General features: G+C 49.6%; 22 protein-coding genes, 1 pseudogene and 1 other annotated feature. Of the genes and pseudogenes, 13 read left to right on the plus strand and 10 right to left on the minus strand.

What is annotated here, in order from left to right:
* Position 1: 1 nt before the first annotated feature.
* Positions 2 to 216 (minus strand): annotated as a pseudogene (locus FEK46_RS23775) (YkgJ family cysteine cluster protein); the annotation flags it as partial.
* 201 nt (positions 217 to 417) lie between these two features.
* Here FEK46_RS23775 and ompW point away from each other — a divergent pair.
* Complete coding sequence (gene ompW, locus FEK46_RS17600) at positions 418 to 1,071, plus strand: outer membrane protein OmpW (protein WP_064527188.1); 654 nt, start codon at positions 418 to 420, stop codon at positions 1,069 to 1,071.
* Between the two features lie 50 nt (positions 1,072 to 1,121).
* Here ompW and trpA read toward each other — a convergent pair whose 3' ends face one another.
* The 6 genes from trpA to trpL form a co-directional block, all read right to left on the minus strand.
* Positions 1,122 to 1,928: a tryptophan synthase subunit alpha gene (trpA, locus tag FEK46_RS17605; protein ID WP_135559628.1), complete on the minus strand. Its 807-nt coding sequence runs from the start codon at positions 1,926 to 1,928 to the stop codon at positions 1,122 to 1,124.
* Positions 1,928 to 3,121: a tryptophan synthase subunit beta gene (gene trpB / locus FEK46_RS17610; RefSeq protein WP_135559627.1), complete on the minus strand. Its 1,194-nt coding sequence runs from the start codon at positions 3,119 to 3,121 to the stop codon at positions 1,928 to 1,930. Before trpB ends, trpA begins: the two co-directional genes overlap by 1 nt.
* Positions 3,122 to 3,132: 11 nt before the next feature.
* Positions 3,133 to 4,494 carry a bifunctional indole-3-glycerol-phosphate synthase TrpC/phosphoribosylanthranilate isomerase TrpF gene (trpCF, locus tag FEK46_RS17615; protein WP_171021373.1) on the minus strand — a complete coding sequence of 454 codons (1,362 nt, stop codon included), beginning with the start codon at positions 4,492 to 4,494 and terminating at the stop codon, positions 3,133 to 3,135.
* Positions 4,495 to 6,090 carry a bifunctional anthranilate synthase glutamate amidotransferase component TrpG/anthranilate phosphoribosyltransferase TrpD gene (gene trpD, locus FEK46_RS17620; protein WP_000763524.1) on the minus strand — a complete coding sequence of 532 codons (1,596 nt, stop codon included), beginning with the start codon at positions 6,088 to 6,090 and terminating at the stop codon, positions 4,495 to 4,497.
* Positions 6,090 to 7,652, minus strand: a complete 1,563-nt coding sequence (trpE, locus tag FEK46_RS17625) for an anthranilate synthase component I (RefSeq protein WP_135406474.1) — start codon at positions 7,650 to 7,652, stop codon at positions 6,090 to 6,092. The genes trpD and trpE overlap by 1 nt, the downstream gene beginning before the upstream one ends.
* A 21-nt stretch (positions 7,653 to 7,673) precedes the next feature.
* Positions 7,674 to 7,767: a sequence feature (Trp leader region), on the minus strand.
* Positions 7,744 to 7,788, minus strand: a complete 45-nt coding sequence (gene trpL / locus FEK46_RS17630; RefSeq protein ID WP_001700591.1) for a trp operon leader peptide — start codon at positions 7,786 to 7,788, stop codon at positions 7,744 to 7,746. Its footprint overlaps the feature before it by 24 nt.
* A 137-nt stretch (positions 7,789 to 7,925) precedes the next feature.
* Between trpL and rnm the strand changes: the two genes are divergently transcribed.
* The 6 genes from rnm (at position 7,926) to FEK46_RS17660 (ending at position 13,885) form a co-directional block, all read left to right on the plus strand.
* Positions 7,926 to 8,807, plus strand: coding sequence for an RNase AM (gene rnm, locus FEK46_RS17635; protein ID WP_001285663.1), 882 nt, complete (start codon positions 7,926 to 7,928; stop codon positions 8,805 to 8,807).
* The gene (locus FEK46_RS17640; RefSeq protein WP_001516499.1) at positions 8,804 to 9,424 is read left to right on the plus strand and encodes an L-threonylcarbamoyladenylate synthase; all 621 of its coding nucleotides are present in this window, start codon (positions 8,804 to 8,806) and stop codon (positions 9,422 to 9,424) included. The genes rnm and FEK46_RS17640 overlap by 4 nt, the downstream gene beginning before the upstream one ends.
* A 27-nt stretch (positions 9,425 to 9,451) precedes the next feature.
* A complete protein-coding gene (locus tag FEK46_RS17645) occupies positions 9,452 to 11,329 on the plus strand; it encodes a DUF2207 domain-containing protein (protein WP_135559626.1) in 1,878 nt (625 codons plus the stop codon).
* A 191-nt stretch (positions 11,330 to 11,520) separates the two neighbouring features.
* Positions 11,521 to 12,396, plus strand: a complete 876-nt coding sequence (rluB, locus tag FEK46_RS17650) for a 23S rRNA pseudouridine(2605) synthase RluB (protein ID WP_001291217.1) — start codon at positions 11,521 to 11,523, stop codon at positions 12,394 to 12,396.
* 168 nt (positions 12,397 to 12,564) lie between these two features.
* The gene (locus tag FEK46_RS17655; protein WP_135559625.1) at positions 12,565 to 13,566 is read left to right on the plus strand and encodes a hypothetical protein; all 1,002 of its coding nucleotides are present in this window, start codon (positions 12,565 to 12,567) and stop codon (positions 13,564 to 13,566) included.
* Between the two features lie 10 nt (positions 13,567 to 13,576).
* The gene (locus FEK46_RS17660; protein ID WP_130208865.1) at positions 13,577 to 13,885 is read left to right on the plus strand and encodes a hypothetical protein; all 309 of its coding nucleotides are present in this window, start codon (positions 13,577 to 13,579) and stop codon (positions 13,883 to 13,885) included.
* Between the two features lie 51 nt (positions 13,886 to 13,936).
* Here the strand turns inward: FEK46_RS17660 and cobO are convergent, their stop codons facing one another.
* Positions 13,937 to 14,527 carry a cob(I)yrinic acid a,c-diamide adenosyltransferase gene (cobO, locus tag FEK46_RS17665; RefSeq protein WP_130259727.1) on the minus strand — a complete coding sequence of 197 codons (591 nt, stop codon included), beginning with the start codon at positions 14,525 to 14,527 and terminating at the stop codon, positions 13,937 to 13,939.
* Positions 14,524 to 15,282, minus strand: coding sequence for a YciK family oxidoreductase (locus tag FEK46_RS17670; RefSeq protein ID WP_135559624.1), 759 nt, complete (start codon positions 15,280 to 15,282; stop codon positions 14,524 to 14,526). The genes cobO and FEK46_RS17670 overlap by 4 nt, the downstream gene beginning before the upstream one ends.
* A gap of 218 nt (positions 15,283 to 15,500) precedes the next feature.
* On the opposite strand from FEK46_RS17670, the gene sohB reads away from it, so the two are divergent.
* Positions 15,501 to 16,550: a protease SohB gene (gene sohB, locus FEK46_RS17675; RefSeq protein ID WP_130259729.1), complete on the plus strand. Its 1,050-nt coding sequence runs from the start codon at positions 15,501 to 15,503 to the stop codon at positions 16,548 to 16,550.
* A 35-nt stretch (positions 16,551 to 16,585) separates the two neighbouring features.
* Here the strand turns inward: sohB and FEK46_RS17680 are convergent, their stop codons facing one another.
* Positions 16,586 to 16,837: a YciN family protein gene (locus FEK46_RS17680; RefSeq protein WP_130208857.1), complete on the minus strand. Its 252-nt coding sequence runs from the start codon at positions 16,835 to 16,837 to the stop codon at positions 16,586 to 16,588.
* Between the two features lie 378 nt (positions 16,838 to 17,215).
* On the opposite strand from FEK46_RS17680, the gene topA reads away from it, so the two are divergent.
* The 5 genes from topA (at position 17,216) to ymiC (ending at position 21,841) form a co-directional block, all read left to right on the plus strand.
* Entirely contained in the window at positions 17,216 to 19,813 is a 2,598-nt protein-coding gene (gene topA, locus FEK46_RS17685; RefSeq protein WP_130208855.1) for a type I DNA topoisomerase, read from the plus strand.
* A 209-nt stretch (positions 19,814 to 20,022) separates the two neighbouring features.
* A complete protein-coding gene (cysB, locus tag FEK46_RS17690; protein WP_064527218.1) occupies positions 20,023 to 20,997 on the plus strand; it encodes an HTH-type transcriptional regulator CysB in 975 nt (324 codons plus the stop codon).
* A 319-nt stretch (positions 20,998 to 21,316) separates the two neighbouring features.
* Entirely contained in the window at positions 21,317 to 21,457 is a 141-nt protein-coding gene (locus FEK46_RS17695) for a YmiA family putative membrane protein (RefSeq protein WP_214251104.1), read from the plus strand.
* A 2-nt stretch (positions 21,458 to 21,459) separates the two neighbouring features.
* Complete coding sequence (locus FEK46_RS17700; RefSeq protein ID WP_130208853.1) at positions 21,460 to 21,630, plus strand: hypothetical protein; 171 nt, start codon at positions 21,460 to 21,462, stop codon at positions 21,628 to 21,630.
* A gap of 115 nt (positions 21,631 to 21,745) precedes the next feature.
* Positions 21,746 to 21,841, plus strand: a complete 96-nt coding sequence (ymiC, locus tag FEK46_RS17705; RefSeq protein WP_130208851.1) for a small membrane protein YmiC — start codon at positions 21,746 to 21,748, stop codon at positions 21,839 to 21,841.
* The last annotated feature ends 41 nt before the right edge of the window (positions 21,842 to 21,882 follow it).

The following is a 21,882-nucleotide window of genomic DNA, read 5'->3' on the forward strand; positions in this document are numbered from 1 at the left end:
GTTAATTAGCGGGCAATTGTACCCTGGTTATCCCTTCAGTGGCAGCATCACGACTTGTATGGAAAAGCATATCTTTGTAAAGCGCAGGTAATCCACAGCGTGCGTGGGTGCGATCACAGGATCCATTGCTTTCTCCAGACACGACAAATTCCTGACAAGCAGAAGGGCTGTTTGCATAAATACCGCAACTTACCGCCTGCTTAAAAGGCCAATAAGGTAGCAAAAGAATACTTTCGGAGATGGAAAGCATTCAAATTGATTTGAATCATGTTAACCAGGATTTGCGATACAACTTCTAAATTAATCCAGATCAATAAATGGTCATTTAGCGAATGCAATGTGATCTATGTAGGATCATTTGTTACTCCAATGTAGGTATATTCGTCACGTTTTTATAACCATAACGACGGAGCGAACATGAAAAAATTAACAGTGGCGGCATTGGCAGTCAGTACACTTCTCTCTGGTAGCGTCTATGCTCACGAAGCAGGCGAGTTCTTTATTCGTGCAGGTTCGGCAACGGTACGTCCAACGGAAGGCGCGGATGGAACTCTGGGAAGCCTGGGTGGCTTTAGCGTGACCAATAACACCCAACTGGGCCTGACCTTCACCTATATGGCGACTGATAACATTGGTGTGGAATTGCTGGCGGCATCTCCGTTTCGTCATAAGGTTGGCACAGCCACTACCGGGGATATTGCGACAGTCCACCATTTACCGCCAACACTGATGGCACAATGGTATTTTGGCGATTCCGGCAGTAAATTCCGTCCTTACATTGGTGCGGGTATTAACTACACTACCTTTTTTAATAATGACTTCAATGACACCGGTGAAGGTCTTGGTTTATCCGACCTTAGTCTGAAGGATTCATGGGGCGTGGCGGGACAAGTAGGTCTGGATTATCTCATCAACCGTGACTGGTTGCTTAATATGTCGGTCTGGTACATGGATATCGACACTGAGGTGAAATATAAATCCAATGGCGCAGTGCTGCCTGCAGGACGCTATTCTGACAACGTACGCCTCGACCCATGGGTATTTATGTTCTCTGCGGGTTACCGCTTCTAATTTTTTACCATCAATAAACCGCCAGATATTTTCTGGCGGTTTGTCTCAAATTAACTTCGTGTAGCTGCTTTCATCGGTTGTACAAAAGCTTTCAGTGCTTCCAGCATTTTTTCTGGCTCATTAATATGTTGCTCGATGATTTTTACAATTGCAGAACCAGAAATCGCGCCCGCAGCTCCTGCATCAATCGCTGCTTTTACCTGATCCGGGGCGGAAATACCAAAGCCCTGCAATGGAGGCGCGGCATTGTATTCTTTCAGCTTCGTGACCAGATGATTGAGCGGTAATGCCGCGCGGTTTTCCGCTCCGGTCACGCCCGCACGCGACAGTAAATAGGTGTAACCACGACCGTAAGAGGCAATCTGGCGCAGCAAATCATCATCAGCATTCGGCGGGCAAATAAAGATAGGGGCGACATTATGGCGCAACGCGGCCTGGCGGAAGGGCGCAGACTCTTCCACTGGCACGTCGGCAACCAGCACCGAATCGACGCCGACTTTTTCACATTGAGCGTAAAACTCATCAATGCCTTTGTTAAACACCAGGTTGGCGTACATCAGCAGGCCAACAGGAATGGTCGGATGTTTTTGACGAATCAGTGCCAGCATCTCAAAACATTGTGCCGGGGTCACACCTGCCGCAAAAGCACGCAGTGTAGCGTTTTGAATGGTCGGGCCATCTGCCAGCGGGTCGGAGAAGGGGATGCCTAGCTCCAAAGCATCAGCACCTGCTTCGATCAACGTATCGATAATTTTCAGCGACTGCTCAATGCCCGGATCACCGAGGGTAACGAAAGGAACAAATGCGCCTTCTTTGCGCTCCTTCAACTGGGCAAACAGAGATTCGTAGCGTTCCATCAGATTTCACCTCGTGCTTTCAAAATATCGTGAACGGTGAAGATGTCTTTATCGCCGCGACCGGAAAGGTTAACCACCAGTAGCTGCTCTTTTTCTGGGTTTTCGCGCATCATTTTCAGCGCATGGGCCAGGGCGTGGGAGGACTCCAGCGCCGGGATAATCCCTTCGTGCAGGCACAGCGTTTTAAAGGCTTCCAGCGCTTCATCATCGGTAATCGACACGTAATCAGCGCGACCGATGCTGTTGAGATACGCATGTTGTGGGCCAACGGACGGGAAATCCAGTCCGGCAGAGATGGAGTAAGATTCTTCAATTTGCCCGTCTTCGGTCTGCATCATCGGTGCTTTCATGCCGAAATAGATGCCTACGCGACCATGTTTCAACGGTGCGCCATGTTCGCCGGTTTCGATGCCGTGACCGCCTGGCTCCACGCCAATCAGGCCGACATTGGTTTCGTTGATGAAATCAGCAAACATGCCGATGGCATTCGAACCGCCGCCAACACAGGCGATAACAGCATCCGGCAGGCGACCTTCTCTTTCCAGAATCTGTGCTTTCGTTTCTTCGCCAATCATCCGCTGAAACTCACGCACAATGGTCGGATAAGGATGCGGGCCAGCTGCGGTACCCAGCATATAGTGCGCGGTTTCGTAACTACCGGACCAGTCGCGCAGCGCCTCGTTACAGGCATCTTTCAGCGTCGCGGAACCGCTATGCACCGGGATCACTTCCGCACCCATTAAGCGCATACGAAAAACGTTAGGCGACTGGCGTTCAACGTCTTTGGCACCCATATAAATACGGCATTTCAGGCCGAGCAGGGCGCTGGCAAGGGCCGACGCCACACCATGCTGACCGGCTCCGGTTTCGGCGATGATTTCGGTTTTACCCATCCGCTTCGCCAGCAAAGCCTGGCCCAGAACCTGGTTGGTTTTATGTGCGCCGCCGTGCAATAAATCTTCGCGCTTCAGATACAGCGTGGTGTTCGTCCCGGCTGTAATGTTCTGGCATTTGGTCAGCACGGTTGGGCGCCCGGCATAGTTTTTCAGCAGGTCGTTGAACTGGGCCTGAAATTCAGGATCTTTTTGCGCGCTGACAAAAGCTTCTTCCAGCTGGCGCAGAGCAGGCATCAGGATTTGTGGCACGTACATGCCGCCAAACTCACCAAAATACGGGTTAAGTAATGTTGTCATTGTTCCTTTCCTTAATATGCGCGCAGCGTCTGGAAAACCGAGGCCAAAAGGCGTGCGTCTTTAATGCCCGGTTGCGACTCTACAGCAGAATTAAAATCAAGCCCGGCGCAGCCGGTTTGTGCCGCTTCCACGCAGTTATCTGCGCCTAAGCCACCCGCCAGCAGGACGTTGCCAAGCGATTGACCATTTAACAGTGACCAGTCGAAACGTTGCCCGCTTCCACCCTGGCCGTTGTCGAAAACATATTTATCGACGTGCTGAAAATCGCGCGCGGGAAGAGTTTCACCGACGCTCAATGCTTTCCAGATGGCAACGTTAGCGGGCAGCACGTCACGCAGTGCGTCGATATATTGCTGATCTTCATTACCATGCAGTTGCACTGCTGCCAGCGATAACGCGTTAGTTTTGTCCACCACATCGGCAATATCGTGATTGCGGAACACACCAACATACTGCAACGGTGCCGCAGCCATCACTTCCTGCGCCTGTTCAACGCTGACGCAACGCGGTGATGTCGCAACAAAAATCAACCCACCGTAAATCGCGCCCGCGTCATAAGCTGCTTTAGCATCTTGCCCACGCGTCAGGCCACATACTTTATTCTCACCCAGCAACACCCGGCGCACGGCGGCGTTCAAATCGTCATGGGCCATCAACGCCGAACCAATCAGAAAACCGTTAGCGAAGTGGCTTAACTCGCGCACCTGAGCGTAAGTATTGATGCCGGATTCGCTGATTACCGTCACGTTGTGCCCCAGTTTCGGCGCAAGCTCGCGGGTACGGTTGAGATCAATCGACAAATCACGCAGATCGCGGTTGTTGATGCCAACGACTTTTGCCCCCAATGCAATGGCGCGCTCCAGTTCCTCTTCATTACTGACTTCGGTCAGCACACCCATCTCCAGACTGTGGGCGACGGCTGCAAGCTGGCGATATTGTTCGTCATCCAGTACTGAAAGCATTAATAAGCAGGCATCGGCCTGGTAATAGCGCGCCAGATAGATCTGGTAAGGATCGATAATAAAGTCTTTACATAAAATCGGCTGCGGGGCGATTTGGCTGACGATGGGGAGGAAATCAAAGCTCCCCTGAAAATATTTCTCATCGGTCAGCACCGAAATTGCCGAAGCGTAATGCTTATAAATCGAGGCAATGCGTGCCGGATCGAAATCATCACGGATCACGCCTTTTGACGGCGACGCTTTCTTGCATTCCAGAATAAACGCCGTGCGTGCACCCTGCAGCGCATCATAAAAATGTCGCGTGCTCGGCTGAACCTCATTCTGAAAACTGGCCAGCGATTGCTGCTGTTTGCGGGCTTCTACCCAAATCGCCTTGTCTGCGACGATTTTCGCTAAAACGGTTTGCATCATTTACCCTCGTGCCGCCAGTGCGGTGACTCTGTCGTAAGCGGAACCACTGCGCAGTACCTCAAGAACGGTTTGCGCATTGGCTTGCAGATCTTCATGGCCATGCAGGCGCATTAACATGGCGACATTCGCCGCGACGGCTGCTTCATGGGCGGCGTCGCCTTTACCTTGTAACAAGCGTGTTAAAATGTCACGGTTTTCTTCCGGTGTTCCGCCAGCCAGTTGCTCCTGGTGGTAGGGCGTCAGGCCAAAATCTTCAGCGGTCAGTTGATAGCTTTTAATTTCACCATCGTGCAGCTCGGCAACAATGGTCGGAGCGTGTAAGGAAACTTCATCCATTCCACCGCTGTGCACCACCGCTGCACGTTGATACCCCAGCACGCGCAAGGTTTCGGCAATTGGCAGCACCAGTTCCGGGCTGTAGACACCAATTAACGCCAGCGGAGGATGCGCCGGGTTAATCAGTGGCCCCAGCACGTTGAACAGGGTGCGAGTTTTCAGTTGCTGGCGAACCGGCATCGCGTGGCGGAATCCGGTGTGATATTTCGGCGCAAAGAGGAAACAGACGCCTAATTCATCCAGCGCCTGGCGCGATTTATCGGCATTCATATCAAGATTAATACCGAACGCCGCCAGCAGATCCGACGAGCCAGATTTACTGGAGACGCTGCGGTTACCGTGTTTCGCCACTTTCAGCCCACAGGCCGCGGCGACAAACGCACTGGCGGTAGAAATATTGATACTGTTGCTGCCGTCACCGCCGGTGCCGACGATATCGGCAAACAGATAATCAGGGCGCGGGAACGGCGCGGCGTTTTCCAGTAGCGCCGTTGCTGCTCCGGCGATTTCGTTTGGGTGCTCGCCGCGAATTTTCATGCTCACCAGCGCCGCCGCGAGCTGTTCTGGCTTCAGCTCGCCACGTACCACCGCTGAAAAAAGCTGGTGGCTTTCTTGTTGGCTAAGCGTCTGTGCCTGATACAGTTTTTCCAGAATCGGTTGCAGCGTGTTGGTTGGCTCTAGTTTCTGCTGCGCCCAGGCCAGCGTTTGTTCCAGCAGGCGAGCGCCCTGAGTGGTAAGAATGGATTCCGGATGGAACTGGAACCCACAAACGCGATCCGCATCGTGACGCACCGCCATCACCATGCCATTAAAATGGGCGTTGATGGTTAAACCTGCCGGAATGTTACTGCCAACCAGCGAGTGATAACGCGCCACCGGCAGCGGGTTTGTTAATCCGGCAAACATCGCCTGACCGTCATGTTCAATGCTCGACGCTTTACCGTGAAGAATTTCGCCCGCCTGACCGACATAGCCCCCGTAAGCTTCGACAATCGCCTGATGTCCGAGGCAAATGCCAATGATTGGCAGCTTACCGCGCAGGCGGGTGAGGAGTTCCGGCATACAACCGGCTTCGCTCGGCACACCGGGGCCAGGAGAAAGCATCAGTACCGGATTGCTCATCGTCGCCAGGCGTTCAATTAAGGTCTGCGCCGGAATATGGTTGCGGTAAATCACCACGTTATGACCATTGCTGCGCAACTGATCTGCCAGGTTGTAAGTAAAAGAGTCGATATTATCGAGCAGCAGAATGTCAGCCATCAGAATGTCTCCTGTGCATGATGCGCGGTGGCAATAGCGCGCAGTACAGCGCGGGCTTTATTACGGGTTTCGTCGGCTTCCGACTGCGGAACAGAATCAAGTACCACGCCAGCACCGGCCTGCACGGTGGCGACTCCGTTCTCTACTAGCGCCGAGCGGATCACAATGCAGGTGTCGAGATCGCCATGCGCGGTGAAATAACCTACTGCGCCGCCGTAGCTGCCGCGTCGACGACCTTCCGCTTCGGCAATTAACTGCATAGCGCGTACTTTCGGCGCACCGCTTAACGTCCCCATATTCATACAGGCGCGATAAGCGTGCAGGGCGTCGAGATCGTGGCGCAGCTCACCGACCACGCGGGAGACCAGGTGCATCACGTAAGAGTAACGGTCAACTTTGGTGAGATCGGCGACGTAGCGGCTGCCGGGGGTGCAAATGCGTGCCAGATCATTACGGGCGAGATCCACCAGCATCAGATGTTCAGACAGCTCTTTATGATCGGTCCGCATTTCCAGTTCGATGCGGCTGTCGAGGTCTCTGTCCAGTGAACCATCGGCACGACGACCGCGTGGACGTGTTCCGGCAATTGGGTAGATCTCAATCTGGCGGCTGGTGGCGTCATACTTGAGCGAACTTTCCGGTGACGCGCCAAACAGGGTGAAATCATTATCCTGCATAAAAAACATGTACGGGCTGGGATTACTCTTTTTCAGCACGTAATAGGCCGCCAGCGGTGACGGGCAGGGCAGAGAGAAACGGCGAGATGGCACCACCTGGAAAATTTCTCCGGCGCGAATCGCTTTTTGCAACAAACGCACTACGCCACCGAACTCTTCATCGCTCTGGTTACATTCACAACGCATATGCGGCACGGAAACCACCGGCAGCGGCGGCGCGTCTTCGGTCAGTCGCTGGCGCAACTCGTGCAGGCGCGTAGTGAGACGCTGTTTTTCTTCTTCATTGGGAGCAAACAGGCTTGCCTGAATGCGGGTGCTTTTTTTCTGATGGTCAATCACCATCAGCGTTTCAGCGAGATAAAAACAGAAATCAGGGCAGTTATTTTCCGCTACCAGTTGCGGTAAATCTTCAAATCCCGCCACAAGGTCATAAGAGAACAGCCCGCCGAAGAACATTGCTTCTCGTTCTTCCTTCGGTACATTCAACAGATTCTGTAATAAGCGGAAAGCGTCAAAAACCGAAAGGGAGCATAAGCGGGCGTCTTCATCCAGCAGTGGACTGACAGGGGGGAAGCGCAGCACACGGCAGTTTGGTGATTGTTCATTTTCCACACCCGCAGGCAGGGCGTTATCCAGTAGTGTCAGCAGGGCTTCGCCATTGCCAGAAAGCGCCTGAATTGTGACAGTGTCACCTAAAGCTGTAATGCGCAGCGCACTGTCTACCAGCAGCAGGCTTTTTAAATCATCTTTGCTGTCGATATCTGCGGATTCCAGCAGCAGCGTTGCTGGACGATCCCCACACAACTGGTGAAAAAGCGCGGTGGGATTATCGCGATAAGCGCCTTCGCAGGTTAACAATTCGAGAGTCGGTTTTTGTGTTTGCATTGTTATTCTCTAATTTTGTTCAAAAAAAAGCCCGCTTATAAGGCGGGCTGGGTATCTGATTGCTTTACGCATGGTGAATACACTGCCCGTTTCAGGAAGTGCGCCACCAACCTTTCAGTACGAAAATCGCTTTCATTGTCGATACCCTTTTTACGTGAACTTGCGTACTAGTTAACTGGTTCGGCGGTTAATTGTCAACAGCTCATTTCAGAATATTTGCCAGAACCGTTATGATGTCGGCGCCAAAAACATTATCCAAAACGGGAGTGCGCCTTGAGCGACACGAATTACGCAGTGATTTACGACCTGCACAGCCATACCACAGCTTCCGATGGCTGCCTGACGCCAGAGGCGTTGGTGCACCGTGCGGTCGAGATGCGCGTCGGCACTCTGGCGATCACCGACCATGACACCACAGCTGCAATCGCGCCAGCAAGAGAGGAAATTTCACGTTCGGGACTGGCGCTGAATCTTATTCCCGGCGTGGAAATTTCCACGGTCTGGGAAAATCATGAAATTCATATTGTCGGGCTGAATATTGATATTACTCATCCGCTAATGTGTGAGTTCCTCGCGCAGCAGACAGAACGGCGCAATCAGCGGGCGCAGCTAATTGCTGAAAGACTTGAAAAAGCGCAAATACCAGGGGCGCTGGAAGGCGCGCAACGACTGGCGCAGGGCGGTGCGGTGACGCGCGGTCATTTTGCTCGTTTCCTGGTGGAGTGCGGCAAAGCCAGTTCAATGGCGGATGTCTTTAAAAAGTATCTGGCGCGCGGGAAAACCGGATACGTTCCGCCACAGTGGTGTACAATAGAACAAGCTATTGATGTCATTCATCATTCTGGCGGTAAGGCGGTGCTTGCTCATCCTGGGCGGTACAATCTTAGTGCTAAATGGCTGAAAAGATTGGTTGCGCATTTTGCCGAACACCACGGCGACGCGATGGAAGTCGCGCAGTGCCAGCAATCGCCCAATGAACGTACCCAGCTGGCGACACTTGCCCGCCAGCATCATTTATGGGCATCACAAGGATCTGATTTTCATCAGCCATGCCCGTGGATCGAACTGGGTCGTAAACTCTGGCTGCCCGCAGGCGTTGAAGGCGTCTGGCAGCTATGGGAACAGCCGCAGAACACCACAGAGAGGGAATTATGAGCCAGTTTTTTTATATTCATCCTGATAACCCGCAGCAACGTCTGATCAACCAGGCGGTGGAGATCGTGCGTAAAGGCGGGGTGATTGTTTATCCAACCGATTCCGGCTACGCACTCGGCTGTAAAATTGAAGATAAAAACGCGATGGAGCGTATTTGTCGTATTCGCCAGCTGCCGGACGGTCACAACTTTACCCTGATGTGTCGCGATCTTTCTGAACTTTCGACCTATTCATTCGTGGATAACGTTGCGTTTCGTTTAATGAAAAACAACACGCCGGGCAACTATACCTTCATCCTGAAGGGGACGAAGGAAGTGCCACGCCGTCTGTTGCAGGAAAAACGCAAAACCATTGGGATGCGTGTGCCTTCTAACCCGATTGCGCAGGCGTTGCTTGAGGTATTGGGCGAACCGATGCTTTCCACATCGCTGATGCTACCGGGCAGCGAATTTACCGAATCCGATCCGGAAGAAATTAAAGACCGTCTGGAAAAACAGGTGGATTTGATTATCCACGGCGGCTATCTCGGGCAGAAACCGACAACGGTCATTGATCTTACCGATGATACGCCGGTCGTGGTGCGTGAAGGCGTGGGTGATGTGAAGCCTTTCTTATAAAAAATTGCGTTCCACGGATGGAAGATTATGGCAGGGATATATCGCTGCATTTTGCTGTTGATAGTTGGGCTTTTTTTCTCTTCGTTGAGTTATGCGAAAAACACGGAGATCCCTTCATATGAAGAAGGGATCTCGCTCTTTGATGTTGAAGCCACTCTGCAACCGGATGGGGTGCTCGACATCAACGAGAACATTCATTTTCAGGAGCGAAATCAGCAGATTAAGCACGGGTTTTATCGTGATTTACCCCGACTATGGATGCAGCCTAATGGTGACGCGGCGCTGCTGAACTATCGCATTATTAGCGTCACCCGTGATGGCGTTCCTGAACTCTGGCATCTTGACTGGCATATCGGGTTAATGAGTATTGTCGTGGGCGATAAACAACGTTTCTTGCCTCAAGGCGACTATCATTATCAAATTCATTATCAGGTTAAAAATGCTTTTCTACGCGATGGTGACTCTGACCTGCTAATCTGGAACGTGACCGGTAACAACTGGCCGTTTGAAATTTATAAGACCCGATTTTCACTCAAGTTCTCTAATATTGCGGGTAATCCATTTAGTGAAAGCGATCTCTTTACCGGAGATGAGGGCGACACATATCGAAATGGCCGCATCCTTGAGGACGGAAGAATTGAATCCCGCGATCCGTTTTATCGTGAAGACTTCACGGTTCTCTACCGCTGGCCTCATGCCTTGCTGGATAATGCCCCGGCACAACACACGACGAATATCTTTAGCCATCTTTTTTGGCCCTCAACATCGTCTCTTATCATTTGGTTACCGTGTTTGCTCCTGGCGTGTGGATGGTTATATCTCTGGAAGCGCAGGCCGCAATTTACGCCGGTAGATGTGAGTGAAACCGATGTCATTCCGCCAGATTATACGCCCGGCATGTTACGTCTCGATGCGAAACTGGTTTACGACGATAAAGGTTTTTGTGCCGATATCGTAAATCTGATTGTGAAAGGAAAAATTCATCTGGAAGATCAGTATGACAAAAATCAGCAAACCCTGATTCGTGTTAATGAAGGCGCGACCAGAAATAATGCGGTATTACTGCCCACCGAACAGTTATTACTGGAAGCGCTACTTCGTAAAGGCGATAAGGTCGTTCTTACGGGGAGGCGCAACAGAGTCTTACGCAGAGCATTTTTACGGATGCAGAAATTTTATCTGCCGCGTAAAAAGTCTTCGTTTTACCGACCTGATGCGTTTTTGCAAGGGGGCGGAATGGCGATATTGGCGGTCATTCTCTACGGTAACCTGAGTCCCGTAGGTTGGGCAGGAATGAGTCTGGTGGGCGATATGTTTATTATGATCTGCTGGCTTCTTCCTTTTTTATTTTGTTCCCTTGAGCTTTTGTTTGCCCGCGATGATGACAAGCCTTGCGTTAATCGTGTAATCATCACTTTGTTTTTACCACTGATTTGTTCAGGCGTGGCCTTCTATTCTCTCTATATCAATGTTGGAGATGTATTCTTTTACTGGTACATGCCGGCGGGTTATTTTAGCGCTGTTGTCCTGACCGGTTATCTCACTGGCATGGGGTATATTTTTCTGCCAAAGTTTACCCAAACTGGGCAGCAACGTTATGCCCACGGTGAAGCTATCGTTAACTATCTTGCACGTAAAGAGGCAGCAACGCACAGTGGGCGGCGGCGGAAAGGGGAAACACGGAAGCTGGATTACGCGTTGTTAGGTTGGGCTATATCGGCAAATTTGGGGAGGGAATGGGCGTTACGCATCGTTCCTTCGCTTTCTTCGGCGATTCGCGCTCCAGAGATTGCCCGTAACGGCGTTTTATTCTCATTACAGACGCACCTGAGTTGCGGGGCCTATACCAGTTTGTTGGGGCGGAGCTATTCCGGTGGTGGTTCTGGCGCTGGTGGTGGTTGGTAATAAAGCCGATGTTAATCGAAACAAGCTTTAACCATAAAGATCGTGTATGATGTTCCGCCTCAAAGGCAGGCCAGCTACGGCCTGAAGAGTTCAAACAGACTTTACTATCAGTGAGTCAGATGTAAGTTCTGACTCATTGTTGCACAAAAGCATACCAGACGCCTGGGAAGGCGACACCAAAAGGAAGCTCAATGAGCGAAAAGTTACAGAAAGTGCTGGCGCGTGCCGGCCACGGTTCTCGCCGTGAAATCGAATCTATTATTGAAGCCGGTCGTGTGAGTGTTGATGGCAAAATTGCTAAACTCGGCGATCGCGTTGAAGTTACCCCTGGGCTGAAAATCCGTATCGATGGTCATCTGATTTCGGTACGTGAGTCCGCTGAACAAATTTGTCGCGTTCTGGCCTATTACAAACCAGAAGGTGAGTTGTGTACCCGTAACGATCCGGAAGGGCGTCCAACGGTGTTTGATCGCCTGCCAAAACTGCGTGGCGCACGCTGGATTGCCGTAGGTCGTCTGGACGTTAACACCTGTGGTCTGTTGCTGTTCACCACCGATGGTGAACTGGCAAACCGTTTAATGCATCCAAGCCGTGAAGTTGAACGTGAATATGCCGTGCGTGTATTTGGTCAGGTTGACGACGCGAAACTGCGTGATTTAAGCCGTGGTGTGCAGCTGGAAGATGGTCCGGCAGCCTTTAAAACCATCAAGTTCAGCGGCGGTGAAGGGATCAACCAGTGGTACAACGTGACTCTGACCGAAGGCCGTAACCGTGAAGTTCGTCGTCTGTGGGAAGCGGTTGGCGTGCAGGTAAGTCGCCTGATCCGTGTGCGTTACGGTGATATTCCACTGCCGAAAGGTCTGCCACGCGGCGGCTGGACGGAGCTGGATCTCGCCCAGACTAACTATCTGCGCGAACTGGTGGAGCTACCGCCAGAAACCAGCTCTAAAGTCGCTGTAGAAAAAGATCGTCGTCGCATGAAGGCAAATCAAATTCGACGTGCGGTGAAACGTCATAGCCAGGTGAGCGGCGGTCGTCGTTCTGGCGGACGTAATAATAACGGTTAATTAAGATAAGTATAAAATAAAGGCCCTGCGGGGCCTTTTCTTCATTTGAAGCATGATAAATAGTCGCAGTATTTTAATTTAATTTCATACTTGCTTATGAATAATGCCCGGAAATAGCCACATTACTATTTAATTATCTGAGATAAACTCAACGTTAAGAGGTGGGTTATGATTAGATATAGTGGAATATTTCTATCGCTGTTAATGCTTTCAGGTTGTGCAACTGAAGCATTGAAAAACGAACAAGCTGAAACTGTTATTACTGTGGGTAACAAAGCGGTGGCAGCGAATGCAAGTTTCTTTAAACAATATTATGCTTCTCGTGAAAACTTCCTTGTTAATTTCTATGCAACTAATCCGGATTGTGCCCTGCGACCTGATTATGCCATAGATATAGGCGGTGATGGTAATGGAGGGAAATTATGCCAGCGTCCAGGGCCAAATACAAAACAAGTACAATTAGTCCCTTTCGAGAAAGAAAAATTACTGGCTTCAATGGAAGTCATTAATAGCATGAGCGCTTATGTAGAACTTCTGACTGAGGATATGGCAACAACGGAAAGTCAGCAAGTGGCATTACTTAAACAGGCTCTGGATCACGCAAACAACGCACAAACACTACTTGGTGTTTCACATAGCAAAGATTTAGCTCAGTCTGCAGCGGCGGTTAAAGATTTAGTAAATTATTTCAATGACTTATATATAATAAAAGTCAATTCTGGAAAAATAGGTAAAACGGTAGATGAAAACTGGGTAAGACTTATAAAGAATATGACAGTTTTGCGTAATGATATTTATACAAAAAGCAACAAGATTAAAAATTATACCTTTGCGAATGTGCATGATAATATGTTTTATTATAATACGGCATCTAAAAACTCTAAAAATACAGAGTTTAACACGCTGAAAAACAGGAAAGAGTTTCTAAGTTCAGTAATCAATGTGAATGAAACCAGGCTACAGGCATCGGCACCTGCCATGCCTGCGATTGAGGCTTTAAATGCCTTTATAGATAAGGGTGATTATCTGAAAAGCTTATACGTTAATAAAACACGCACGGCAGCTGAACAAAAAAGGTTAAATGAGATATTACGCGCACAGGTCATTAGTGGGTTAAAGGCGTCTGAGGGGCTGGCAAAATTACTTATTGCCAGCGGAATAATGTTATAGGAGGCTTTTTATGAACGATGTGCAAAATCGTAGGATACTGGCATTACTTGATATGCTGTATAATACCTTGGGCAATAAAACCACATGCAATGTTTGTCATAAATATTTTATCCATATCCTCACAGTTATGAACAACCTGACGATTAACTATGGTACTGAAACTTCGCCAGAGTTAGCCGAGATAAATTATGACGATGCTAATGCGTTAATTACTGAATTGATATTATTTATTGAAGATGTTGACGCTGAGAATCATGAAACATATCAGAGACATTTTAATGAGATTACACGCATTCTGAATTTTGCTATTGCCGCTTGAATATAATTATGATTAAAGCACCTCAAGAGGTTTCTTTTGAGGTGCTTTCACTTAGTAATCGATCCCTATCTGCGCTTTTACGCCAGCATCAAACGCATGTTTCACGGGGCGTAACTCACTTACCGTATCCGCCAGTTCAAGAATATCCCGATGACAACCACGCCCCGTGATAATCACCGTCTGCTGATCTGGACGTTCATTTAACGCCTGCACCACTTCTTCCAGTGGCAAATAGTCATACGCCACCATATAAGTCAGCTCATCGAGCAAAACCATATCCACTGAGGGATCTGCCAGCATCCGCTTTGCATGTTGCCAGACTTCACGGCAGGCGGCGGTATCAGACTCGCGATTTTGCGTATCCCAGGTAAAGCCCGTTGCCATCACCTGAAACTCAACGCCATGTGGCTCCAGCAAATTGCGCTCGCCGTTAGGCCAGGTACCTTTAATAAACTGCACGACCCCCACTTTTTTGCCATGGCCAACCGCGCGAGTTGCGGTACCAAATGCCGCGGTGGTTTTGCCTTTTCCATTGCCGGTAAAGACGATGACAATGCCACGCTCATCCTGCGCTTGCGCCACGCGAGCATCAACTTTCTCTTTAACACGCTGCTGACGCTGTTGGTAGCGTTCATCACTCATTGGGATATTCCTGGTTTGCGGCCCGGTTGGGCGTCAAAGGTCATGCCGGTTTTACGGCGGCTGTCATCGCCCATCAGCCATAAATAGAGTGGCATGATATCGGCGGGTGTTTTGAGTTTCTGTGGATCTTCGGTGGGGAAAGCACTGGCACGCATTGCAGTACGTGTACCGCCGGGGTTAATGCAGTTGACGCGCAGGCGCTGCTGATATTCATCGGCCAGCACTTGCATCATTCCTTCGGTGGCAAATTTCGACACCGCATATGCGCCCCAGTTGGCACGCCCCTGACGCCCAACGCTTGATGAGGTAAAGACCAGCGAACCGGCGTCCGATTTGAGTAATAAAGGAAGCAGTGCCTGGGTGAGCATAAAGGTGGCATTAACGTTGACCTGCATGACGTCCTGCCAGACCTGCGGATTTTGTTCGTGCATTGGGCAAACATCGCCGAGCAATCCGGCGTTATGCAGCACGCCGTCCAGACGCGGGTAATTAACAGCAATACGCTGTGCCAGTTGTTGGCAGTCTTCGGACGTACAGGTCAGCAAATCGAGAAGAAACCATTGCGGCTGGCGTCCTGTCTCTTCGAACATGCTCTGGGCCACCTGACGTAATTTTTCTTCGTTCCGGCCCAGCAGAATGACCGTCGCGCCATAGCGCGCATAAGTTAAAGCGGCTTCACGACCAATGCCGTCGCTGGCGCCTGTCACCAGGATAATACGATCATTGAGTAAATCTTGTTTTGGTTGGTAATGCATGGCTACTCCCCGACGACATCAACAGTCGCGCTGCCAGTGTACTTTATGACTTTGGGGTTTTATGCCTGAAACAGGAGGGCATTTCAATCAGCCTGGGGCGATAACGCCGTAAAATGAATACTTTGTCATACTTTCGCCGCAATAACATCTCTGCGAGACGGCTTAACATGCCTGTTGTAAACTGTGAGCCAAAGCGTTGTTTAACCAAGGTGGGACTCGTGGAATTGTTGTCTGAATATGGTTTGTTTTTGGCGAAAATCGTCACCGTTGTGGTGGCGATTGCGGCTATTGCCGCCATTATTGTCAATGTTGCTCAACGTAATAAACGCCAGCGTGGCGAGTTACGAGTCAACAATCTCAGCGAACAGTATAAGGAGATGAAAGAAGAACTGGCTGCGGCGCTGATGGATCCACATCAGCAAAAACAGTGGCACAAAGCGCAGAAGAAAAAGCACAAGCAAGAAGCGAAGGCAGCGAAAGCAAAAGCCAAACTGGGCGAGGTGGCAGCCGAAAGCAAGCCACGAGTCTGGGTGCTGGATTTCAAGGGCAGCATGGACGCCCATGAAGTGAACGCGCTACGTGAAGAGGTTACTGCGGTACTCGCGGCATTTAAACCGCAGGATCAGGTCGTTCTGCGTCTGGAAAGCCCCGGAGGCATGGTACATGGTTACGGTCTGGCGGCTTCACAGTTGCAGCGCCTACGCGATAAAAATATTCCTTTAACCGTTACGGTAGACAAAGTGGCTGCCAGCGGCGGTTACATGATGGCCTGTGTGGCGGATAAAATTGTTTCAGCGCCGTTTGCAATTGTTGGCTCTATTGGTGTTGTGGCGCAAATGCCCAACTTTAACCGCTTCCTGAAAAGCAAAGATATTGATATCGAACTGCACACTGCCGGGCAGTATAAGCGCACACTGACAGTGCTGGGTGAAAACACCGAAGAAGGGCGCGAGAAATTCCGCGAAGAACTGAACGAAACGCATCAGTTATTTAAAGATTTTGTGAAGCGTATGCGTCCGTCTCTGGACATTGAAATGGTGGCAACCGGTGAACATTGGTACGGACAACAGGCGGTAGAGAAAGGGCTGGTTGACGAAATCAATACCAGTGATGAAGTGATCCTTAGCCTGATGGAAGGTCGTGAAGTGGTCAATGTACGCTATATGCAGCGTAAACGGTTGATCGATCGATTCACTGGCAGCGCGGCAGAGAGCGCCGACCGATTGTTGCTACGCTGGTGGCAACGCGGGCAAAAGCCGTTGATGTAAAAGATAAACGCGAGGATAAAACCTCGCGTTTTGCTTTAATCGACCAGATGGTATTTTTCCGAGAGCACATGGGCCAGGTGTTTGAACATATTAAACACCGCGGTGCTTTTCGCTGTCGGCAATCCTTGTTCATCTAAAAAATAATCGCCACTAAACACCAGCACGCCATTACGCTGCGTGACGCCGGTGGCTTCAATCCCTGCGAGCGTATCCTCATGCTCACGTATGATTTTGTTAGCCTCTTTCAACAGCGTTTCGCGGTCGATGGGTTGTGTCTCTTTGTTCATTATTTACTCCTTAAACAAGGACATTAGTCTACGCCAGGCATGGCTTGCAGACAAATATACCACGCTGACGGCAAGAGCGCCTTACTGGCAACTTTGGATTTTGCATGCTAATAAAGTTGCGTAACGGATTTTATCAGGTACAGTGTGACGCTTTCGTCAATCTGGCAATAGATTTGCTTGACATTCGACCAAAATTACGTCGTGCTATAGCGCCTGTAGGCCAGACCTGTTAACTCAGTCACCTGAATTATCGTGAACAGAGTCACGACAAGGGGTTGATATCCGCAGAGAGCGAGTCCATATCGGTAACTCGTTGCCAGTGGAAGGTTTATCAATGTGCGACGCATTCCTGGAAGAATCAAATTAGGTAAGGTGAATATGGGTAAAGCTCTTGTCATCGTTGAGTCCCCGGCAAAAGCCAAAACGATCAACAAGTATCTGGGTAGTGACTACGTGGTGAAATCCAGCGTCGGTCACATCCGCGATTTGCCGACCAGTGGCTCAGCTGCCAAAAAGAGTGCCGACTCTACCTCCACCAAGACGGCTAAAAAGCCTAAAAAGGATGAACGTGGCGCTCTCGTCAACCGTATGGGGGTTGACCCGTGGCACAATTGGGAGGCGCACTATGAAGTGTTGCCAGGTAAAGAGAAGGTCGTCTCTGAACTGAAACAACTGGCTGAAAAAGCCGACCACATCTATCTTGCAACCGACCTTGACCGCGAAGGGGAAGCCATTGCGTGGCACCTGCGGGAAGTGATTGGTGGCGATGATGCGCGCTATAGCCGAGTGGTATTTAACGAAATTACGAAAAACGCGATTCGTCAGGCATTTAACAAGCCAGGTGAGCTGAATATCGATCGTGTTAATGCCCAGCAGGCGCGTCGCTTTATGGACCGCGTGGTGGGGTATATGGTTTCTCCGCTGCTGTGGAAAAAAATTGCTCGTGGTCTGTCTGCCGGGCGTGTGCAGTCGGTGGCGGTCCGCCTGGTGGTTGAACGTGAGCGTGAAATTAAAGCGTTCGTACCGGAAGAGTTCTGGGAAGTGGATGCCAGCACGACCACGCCATCCGGCGAGGCATTGGCTTTGCAGGTGACTCATCAGAATGACAAACCGTTCCGTCCGGTCAATAAAGAACAAACTCAGGCTGCGGTAAGTCTGCTGGAAAAAGCGCGCTATAGCGTGCTGGAACGTGAAGACAAACCGACCACCAGTAAACCTGGCGCTCCTTTTATTACCTCTACGCTGCAACAGGCTGCCAGCACCCGTCTTGGTTTTGGCGTGAAAAAAACCATGATGATGGCGCAGCGTCTGTATGAAGCAGGCTATATCACTTACATGCGTACTGACTCCACTAACCTGAGTCAGGACGCGGTAAATATGGTTCGCGGTTATATCAGCGATAATTTTGGTAATAAATATCTGCCGGAAAGTCCGAATCAGTACGCCAGCAAAGAAAACTCACAAGAAGCGCACGAAGCAATTCGTCCTTCTGACGTCAATGTGATGGCGGAATCGCTGAAGGATATGGAAGCGGACGCACAGAAACTTTACCAGTTAATCTGGCGTCAGTTTGTTGCCTGTCAGATGACCCCGGCGAAATATGATTCCACCACGCTGACCGTTGGTGCAGGCGATTTCCGCCTGAAAGCACGCGGACGTATTCTGCGCTTTGATGGCTGGACGAAAGTAATGCCTGCGCTGCGTAAAGGCGATGAAGATCGTATTTTACCGGCAGTCGATAAAGGCGACTCTCTGTCGCTTGTTGAACTGACTCCGGCACAGCACTTTACCAAGCCGCCAGCCCGTTTCAGCGAAGCCTCGCTGGTTAAAGAACTGGAAAAACGTGGTATTGGTCGTCCGTCTACCTATGCGTCGATTATTTCGACCATCCAGGATCGCGGCTATGTGCGTGTGGAAAACCGTCGATTCTATGCGGAAAAAATGGGTGAAATCGTAACCGATCGTCTGGAAGAAAATTTCCGCGAATTAATGAATTACGACTTCACCGCGCAGATGGAAAACAGCCTCGACCAGGTGGCAAATCACGAAGCGGAGTGGAAAGCCGTACTGGATCACTTCTTCTCGGATTTCACCCAGCAGCTTGATAAAGCGGAAAAAGATCCGGAAGAGGGCGGTATGCGTCCAAACCAGATGGTTTTGACCAGCATTGATTGCCCTACCTGTGGCCGCAAAATGGGTATTCGTACAGCGAGCACCGGGGTATTCCTTGGCTGTTCTGGCTATGCGCTGCCGCCGAAAGAGCGTTGCAAAACCACCATTAATCTGGTGCCGGAAAACGAAGTACTGAACGTACTGGAAGGCGAAGACGCTGAAACTAACGCCCTGCGCGCCAAGCGTCGTTGCCCGAAATGCGGCACGGCGATGGACAGCTATCTCATCGATCCAAAACGTAAGTTGCATGTTTGTGGTAATAACCCAACCTGCGATGGTTACGAGATCGAAGAGGGCGAATTCCGCATTAAAGGTTATGACGGCCCGATCGTTGAGTGTGAAAAATGTGGCTCTGAAATGCACCTGAAAATGGGGCGTTTCGGTAAATACATGGCCTGCACCAACGAAGAGTGTAAAAACACGCGTAAGATTTTACGTAACGGCGAAGTGGCGCCACCGAAAGAAGATCCGGTTCCGCTGCCAGAATTAGCGTGCGAAAAATCGGATGCTTATTTCGTGCTCCGTGACGGCGCTGCTGGAGTGTTCCTGGCTGCCAACACCTTCCCGAAATCTCGTGAAACGCGTGCGCCGCTGGTTGAAGAGCTTTATCGCTTCCGCGACCGTCTGCCGGAAAAACTGCGTTATCTGGCGGAGGCTCCGCAGCAAGATCCAGACGGTAATAAGACAATGGTTCGCTTTAGCCGCAAAACTAAACAGCAATATGTCTCTTCGGAAAAAGACGGAAAGGCAACTGGCTGGTCAGCATTTTATGTTGATGGCAAATGGGTTGAAGGGAAAAAATAACCTTTAAGTCTGTCAGGTTTTTATAAACAAAGGGTCGCAAAAGCGGCCCTTTTTCATTGCATATTATTTTTTCTACATACCTATACACTAAAGCTATAAATGATATAGTGGTTATAGTTATCACTTTTTTTATTATTAAATCGTATTAGTCACCCGCCAGGTGTGGCGAAAAAACGATGTTCTGATGGCGTCTAATTGGATGGTTTAACATGAAATTACAACAACTTCGCTATATTGTTGAGGTAGTCAATCATAACCTGAATGTCTCCTCAACGGCTGAAGGACTTTACACATCACAACCCGGGATCAGTAAGCAAGTCAGAATGTTGGAAGATGAACTGGGCATTCAAATTTTTTCCCGTAGCGGTAAGCACCTGACGCAGGTAACCCCCGCAGGGCAGGAAATTATCCGTATTGCTCGTGAAGTGTTGTCAAAGGTCGACGCCATTAAATCGGTAGCCGGTGAACACACCTGGCCTGATAAAGGTTCGCTGTATATTGCCACTACCCATACTCAGGCACGTTATGCGCTGCCAAATGTCATTAAAGGCTTTATCGAGCGTTATCCTCGAGTTTCTTTGCATATGCATCAGGGCTCGCCGACACAAATTGCTGATGCAGTCTCTAAAGGTAATGCTGATTTCGCAATTGCCACGGAAGCCCTGCATTTATATGAAGATTTAGTGATGTTGCCGTGCTACCACTGGAACCGGGCCATTGTGGTAACCCCGGATCATCCTCTGGCGGGAAAAAAGGAAATCACGATTGAAGAACTGGCGCAGTATCCGCTAGTAACCTATACCTTCGGCTTTACCGGCCGTTCCGAACTGGACACAGCGTTTAACCGCGCAGGGCTGACACCTCGTATTGTCTTCACAGCAACTGATGCTGACGTCATTAAAACCTACGTTCGTCTTGGGCTGGGAGTAGGGGTCATTGCCAGCATGGCGGTCGATCCGGTTTCAGACCCCGATCTGGTGCGTGTCGATGCACATGATATCTTCAGCCACAGCACAACTAAAATTGGTTTTCGCCGTAGTACGTTTTTACGCAGCTATATGTATGATTTCATTCAGCGTTTTGCGCCGCATTTAACGCGAGACGTCGTTGATGCCGCCGTAGCACTGCGTTCCAATGAAGAAATTGAAGTCATGTTCAAAGATATCAAATTGCCAGAAAAATAATTACCCACGTTATTTCCGGCATCTTTTTATGTGACAAAGGTGCCGGAATATATTCTCTATTCCTTTTTATTTGTTAGTCGCTCACAATATAAATATCCACAAAATTTTTATGGCAAATCGAGCATAAAGTAGTGTCTATTTATCCGCGTTGCAAACTCCACTCTTCAAATATCTATTTCAGGTCAAAAGATTGAATTATTCACTGGAAACGATTCGTAAATTTGCTGGATTTTTGACTAAAGTTTCATTAGGATTTGTCCTATCATTTGATTAATTATACCAATCGTTTAGCGTCTTTCTGATAAGTGATGGCGATTATATGAGGTTAGCAATGCCTTCTGGAAATCAGGCCCCCCGCCGGGACCCTGAATTAAAACGCAAAGCCTGGCTTGCGGTATTTCTTGGTTCTGCGCTCTTTTGGGTGGTTGTCGCACTGCTGATTTGGAAAGTGTGGGGATAACTATGGTCGTTCAGGAGCAACATCAGGAGCCGTCACCATTATGTCAGCAGAATGACAATGCAACGGAAACGAAACGGGATTGTTCCGTCGTTATACCCCATAGCTGGAAACTAACACCGCAACAGCAAGCCTTTATAGAGATGTTTGCTGAAGATGATCAGCAGAAACAATAATTATCATCATTTTTGTTCCCCAATATATTAATGAATATAACGGCTTTTATTACACCACAGCAATAACAGGTTGAGTTATCTCAACATAAAGTAATAACTGTTAAGGGTGTAGCCTATGATCACTACAAATACGAAATACTGGTCCTGGATGGGCGCATTTTCTCTGTCGATGCTCTTCTGGGCTGAACTCCTCTGGATCGTTACTCACTGATCCCTGACCCCGCTGCGGCGGGGTTTTCTTTTGCTTTGCCA

It is taken from the genome of Escherichia sp. E4736, from assembly GCF_005781225.1.
Taxonomy (GTDB): Bacteria; Pseudomonadota; Gammaproteobacteria; order Enterobacterales; family Enterobacteriaceae; genus Escherichia.

What these genes read in the sequence shown, in the direction of transcription:
- ompW (WP_064527188.1), top strand. Translation starts at nt 418, where the DNA reads ATGAAAAAATTAACAGTGGCGGCATTGGCAGTCAGTACACTTCTCTCT.
- trpA (WP_135559628.1), bottom strand. Translation starts at nt 1,928, where the DNA reads ATGGAACGCTACGAATCTCTGTTTGCCCAGTTGAAGGAGCGCAAAGAA.
- trpB (WP_135559627.1), bottom strand. Translation starts at nt 3,121, where the DNA reads ATGACAACATTACTTAACCCGTATTTTGGTGAGTTTGGCGGCATGTAC.
- trpCF (WP_171021373.1), bottom strand. Translation starts at nt 4,494, where the DNA reads ATGATGCAAACCGTTTTAGCGAAAATCGTCGCAGACAAGGCGATTTGG.
- trpD (WP_000763524.1), bottom strand. Translation starts at nt 6,090, where the DNA reads ATGGCTGACATTCTGCTGCTCGATAATATCGACTCTTTTACTTACAAC.
- trpE (WP_135406474.1), bottom strand. Translation starts at nt 7,652, where the DNA reads ATGCAAACACAAAAACCGACTCTCGAATTGTTAACCTGCGAAGGCGCT.
- FEK46_RS17640 (WP_001516499.1), top strand. Translation starts at nt 8,804, where the DNA reads ATGAGCCAGTTTTTTTATATTCATCCTGATAACCCGCAGCAACGTCTG.
- FEK46_RS17645 (WP_135559626.1), top strand. Translation starts at nt 9,452, where the DNA reads ATGGCAGGGATATATCGCTGCATTTTGCTGTTGATAGTTGGGCTTTTT.
- rluB (WP_001291217.1), top strand. Translation starts at nt 11,521, where the DNA reads ATGAGCGAAAAGTTACAGAAAGTGCTGGCGCGTGCCGGCCACGGTTCT.
- FEK46_RS17655 (WP_135559625.1), top strand. Translation starts at nt 12,565, where the DNA reads ATGATTAGATATAGTGGAATATTTCTATCGCTGTTAATGCTTTCAGGT.
- FEK46_RS17660 (WP_130208865.1), top strand. Translation starts at nt 13,577, where the DNA reads ATGAACGATGTGCAAAATCGTAGGATACTGGCATTACTTGATATGCTG.
- cobO (WP_130259727.1), bottom strand. Translation starts at nt 14,527, where the DNA reads ATGAGTGATGAACGCTACCAACAGCGTCAGCAGCGTGTTAAAGAGAAA.
- FEK46_RS17670 (WP_135559624.1), bottom strand. Translation starts at nt 15,282, where the DNA reads ATGCATTACCAACCAAAACAAGATTTACTCAATGATCGTATTATCCTG.
- FEK46_RS17680 (WP_130208857.1), bottom strand. Translation starts at nt 16,837, where the DNA reads ATGAACAAAGAGACACAACCCATCGACCGCGAAACGCTGTTGAAAGAG.
- topA (WP_130208855.1), top strand. Translation starts at nt 17,216, where the DNA reads ATGGGTAAAGCTCTTGTCATCGTTGAGTCCCCGGCAAAAGCCAAAACG.
- cysB (WP_064527218.1), top strand. Translation starts at nt 20,023, where the DNA reads ATGAAATTACAACAACTTCGCTATATTGTTGAGGTAGTCAATCATAAC.
- FEK46_RS17695 (WP_214251104.1), top strand. Translation starts at nt 21,317, where the DNA reads ATGAGGTTAGCAATGCCTTCTGGAAATCAGGCCCCCCGCCGGGACCCT.
- FEK46_RS17700 (WP_130208853.1), top strand. Translation starts at nt 21,460, where the DNA reads ATGGTCGTTCAGGAGCAACATCAGGAGCCGTCACCATTATGTCAGCAG.
- ymiC (WP_130208851.1), top strand. Translation starts at nt 21,746, where the DNA reads ATGATCACTACAAATACGAAATACTGGTCCTGGATGGGCGCATTTTCT.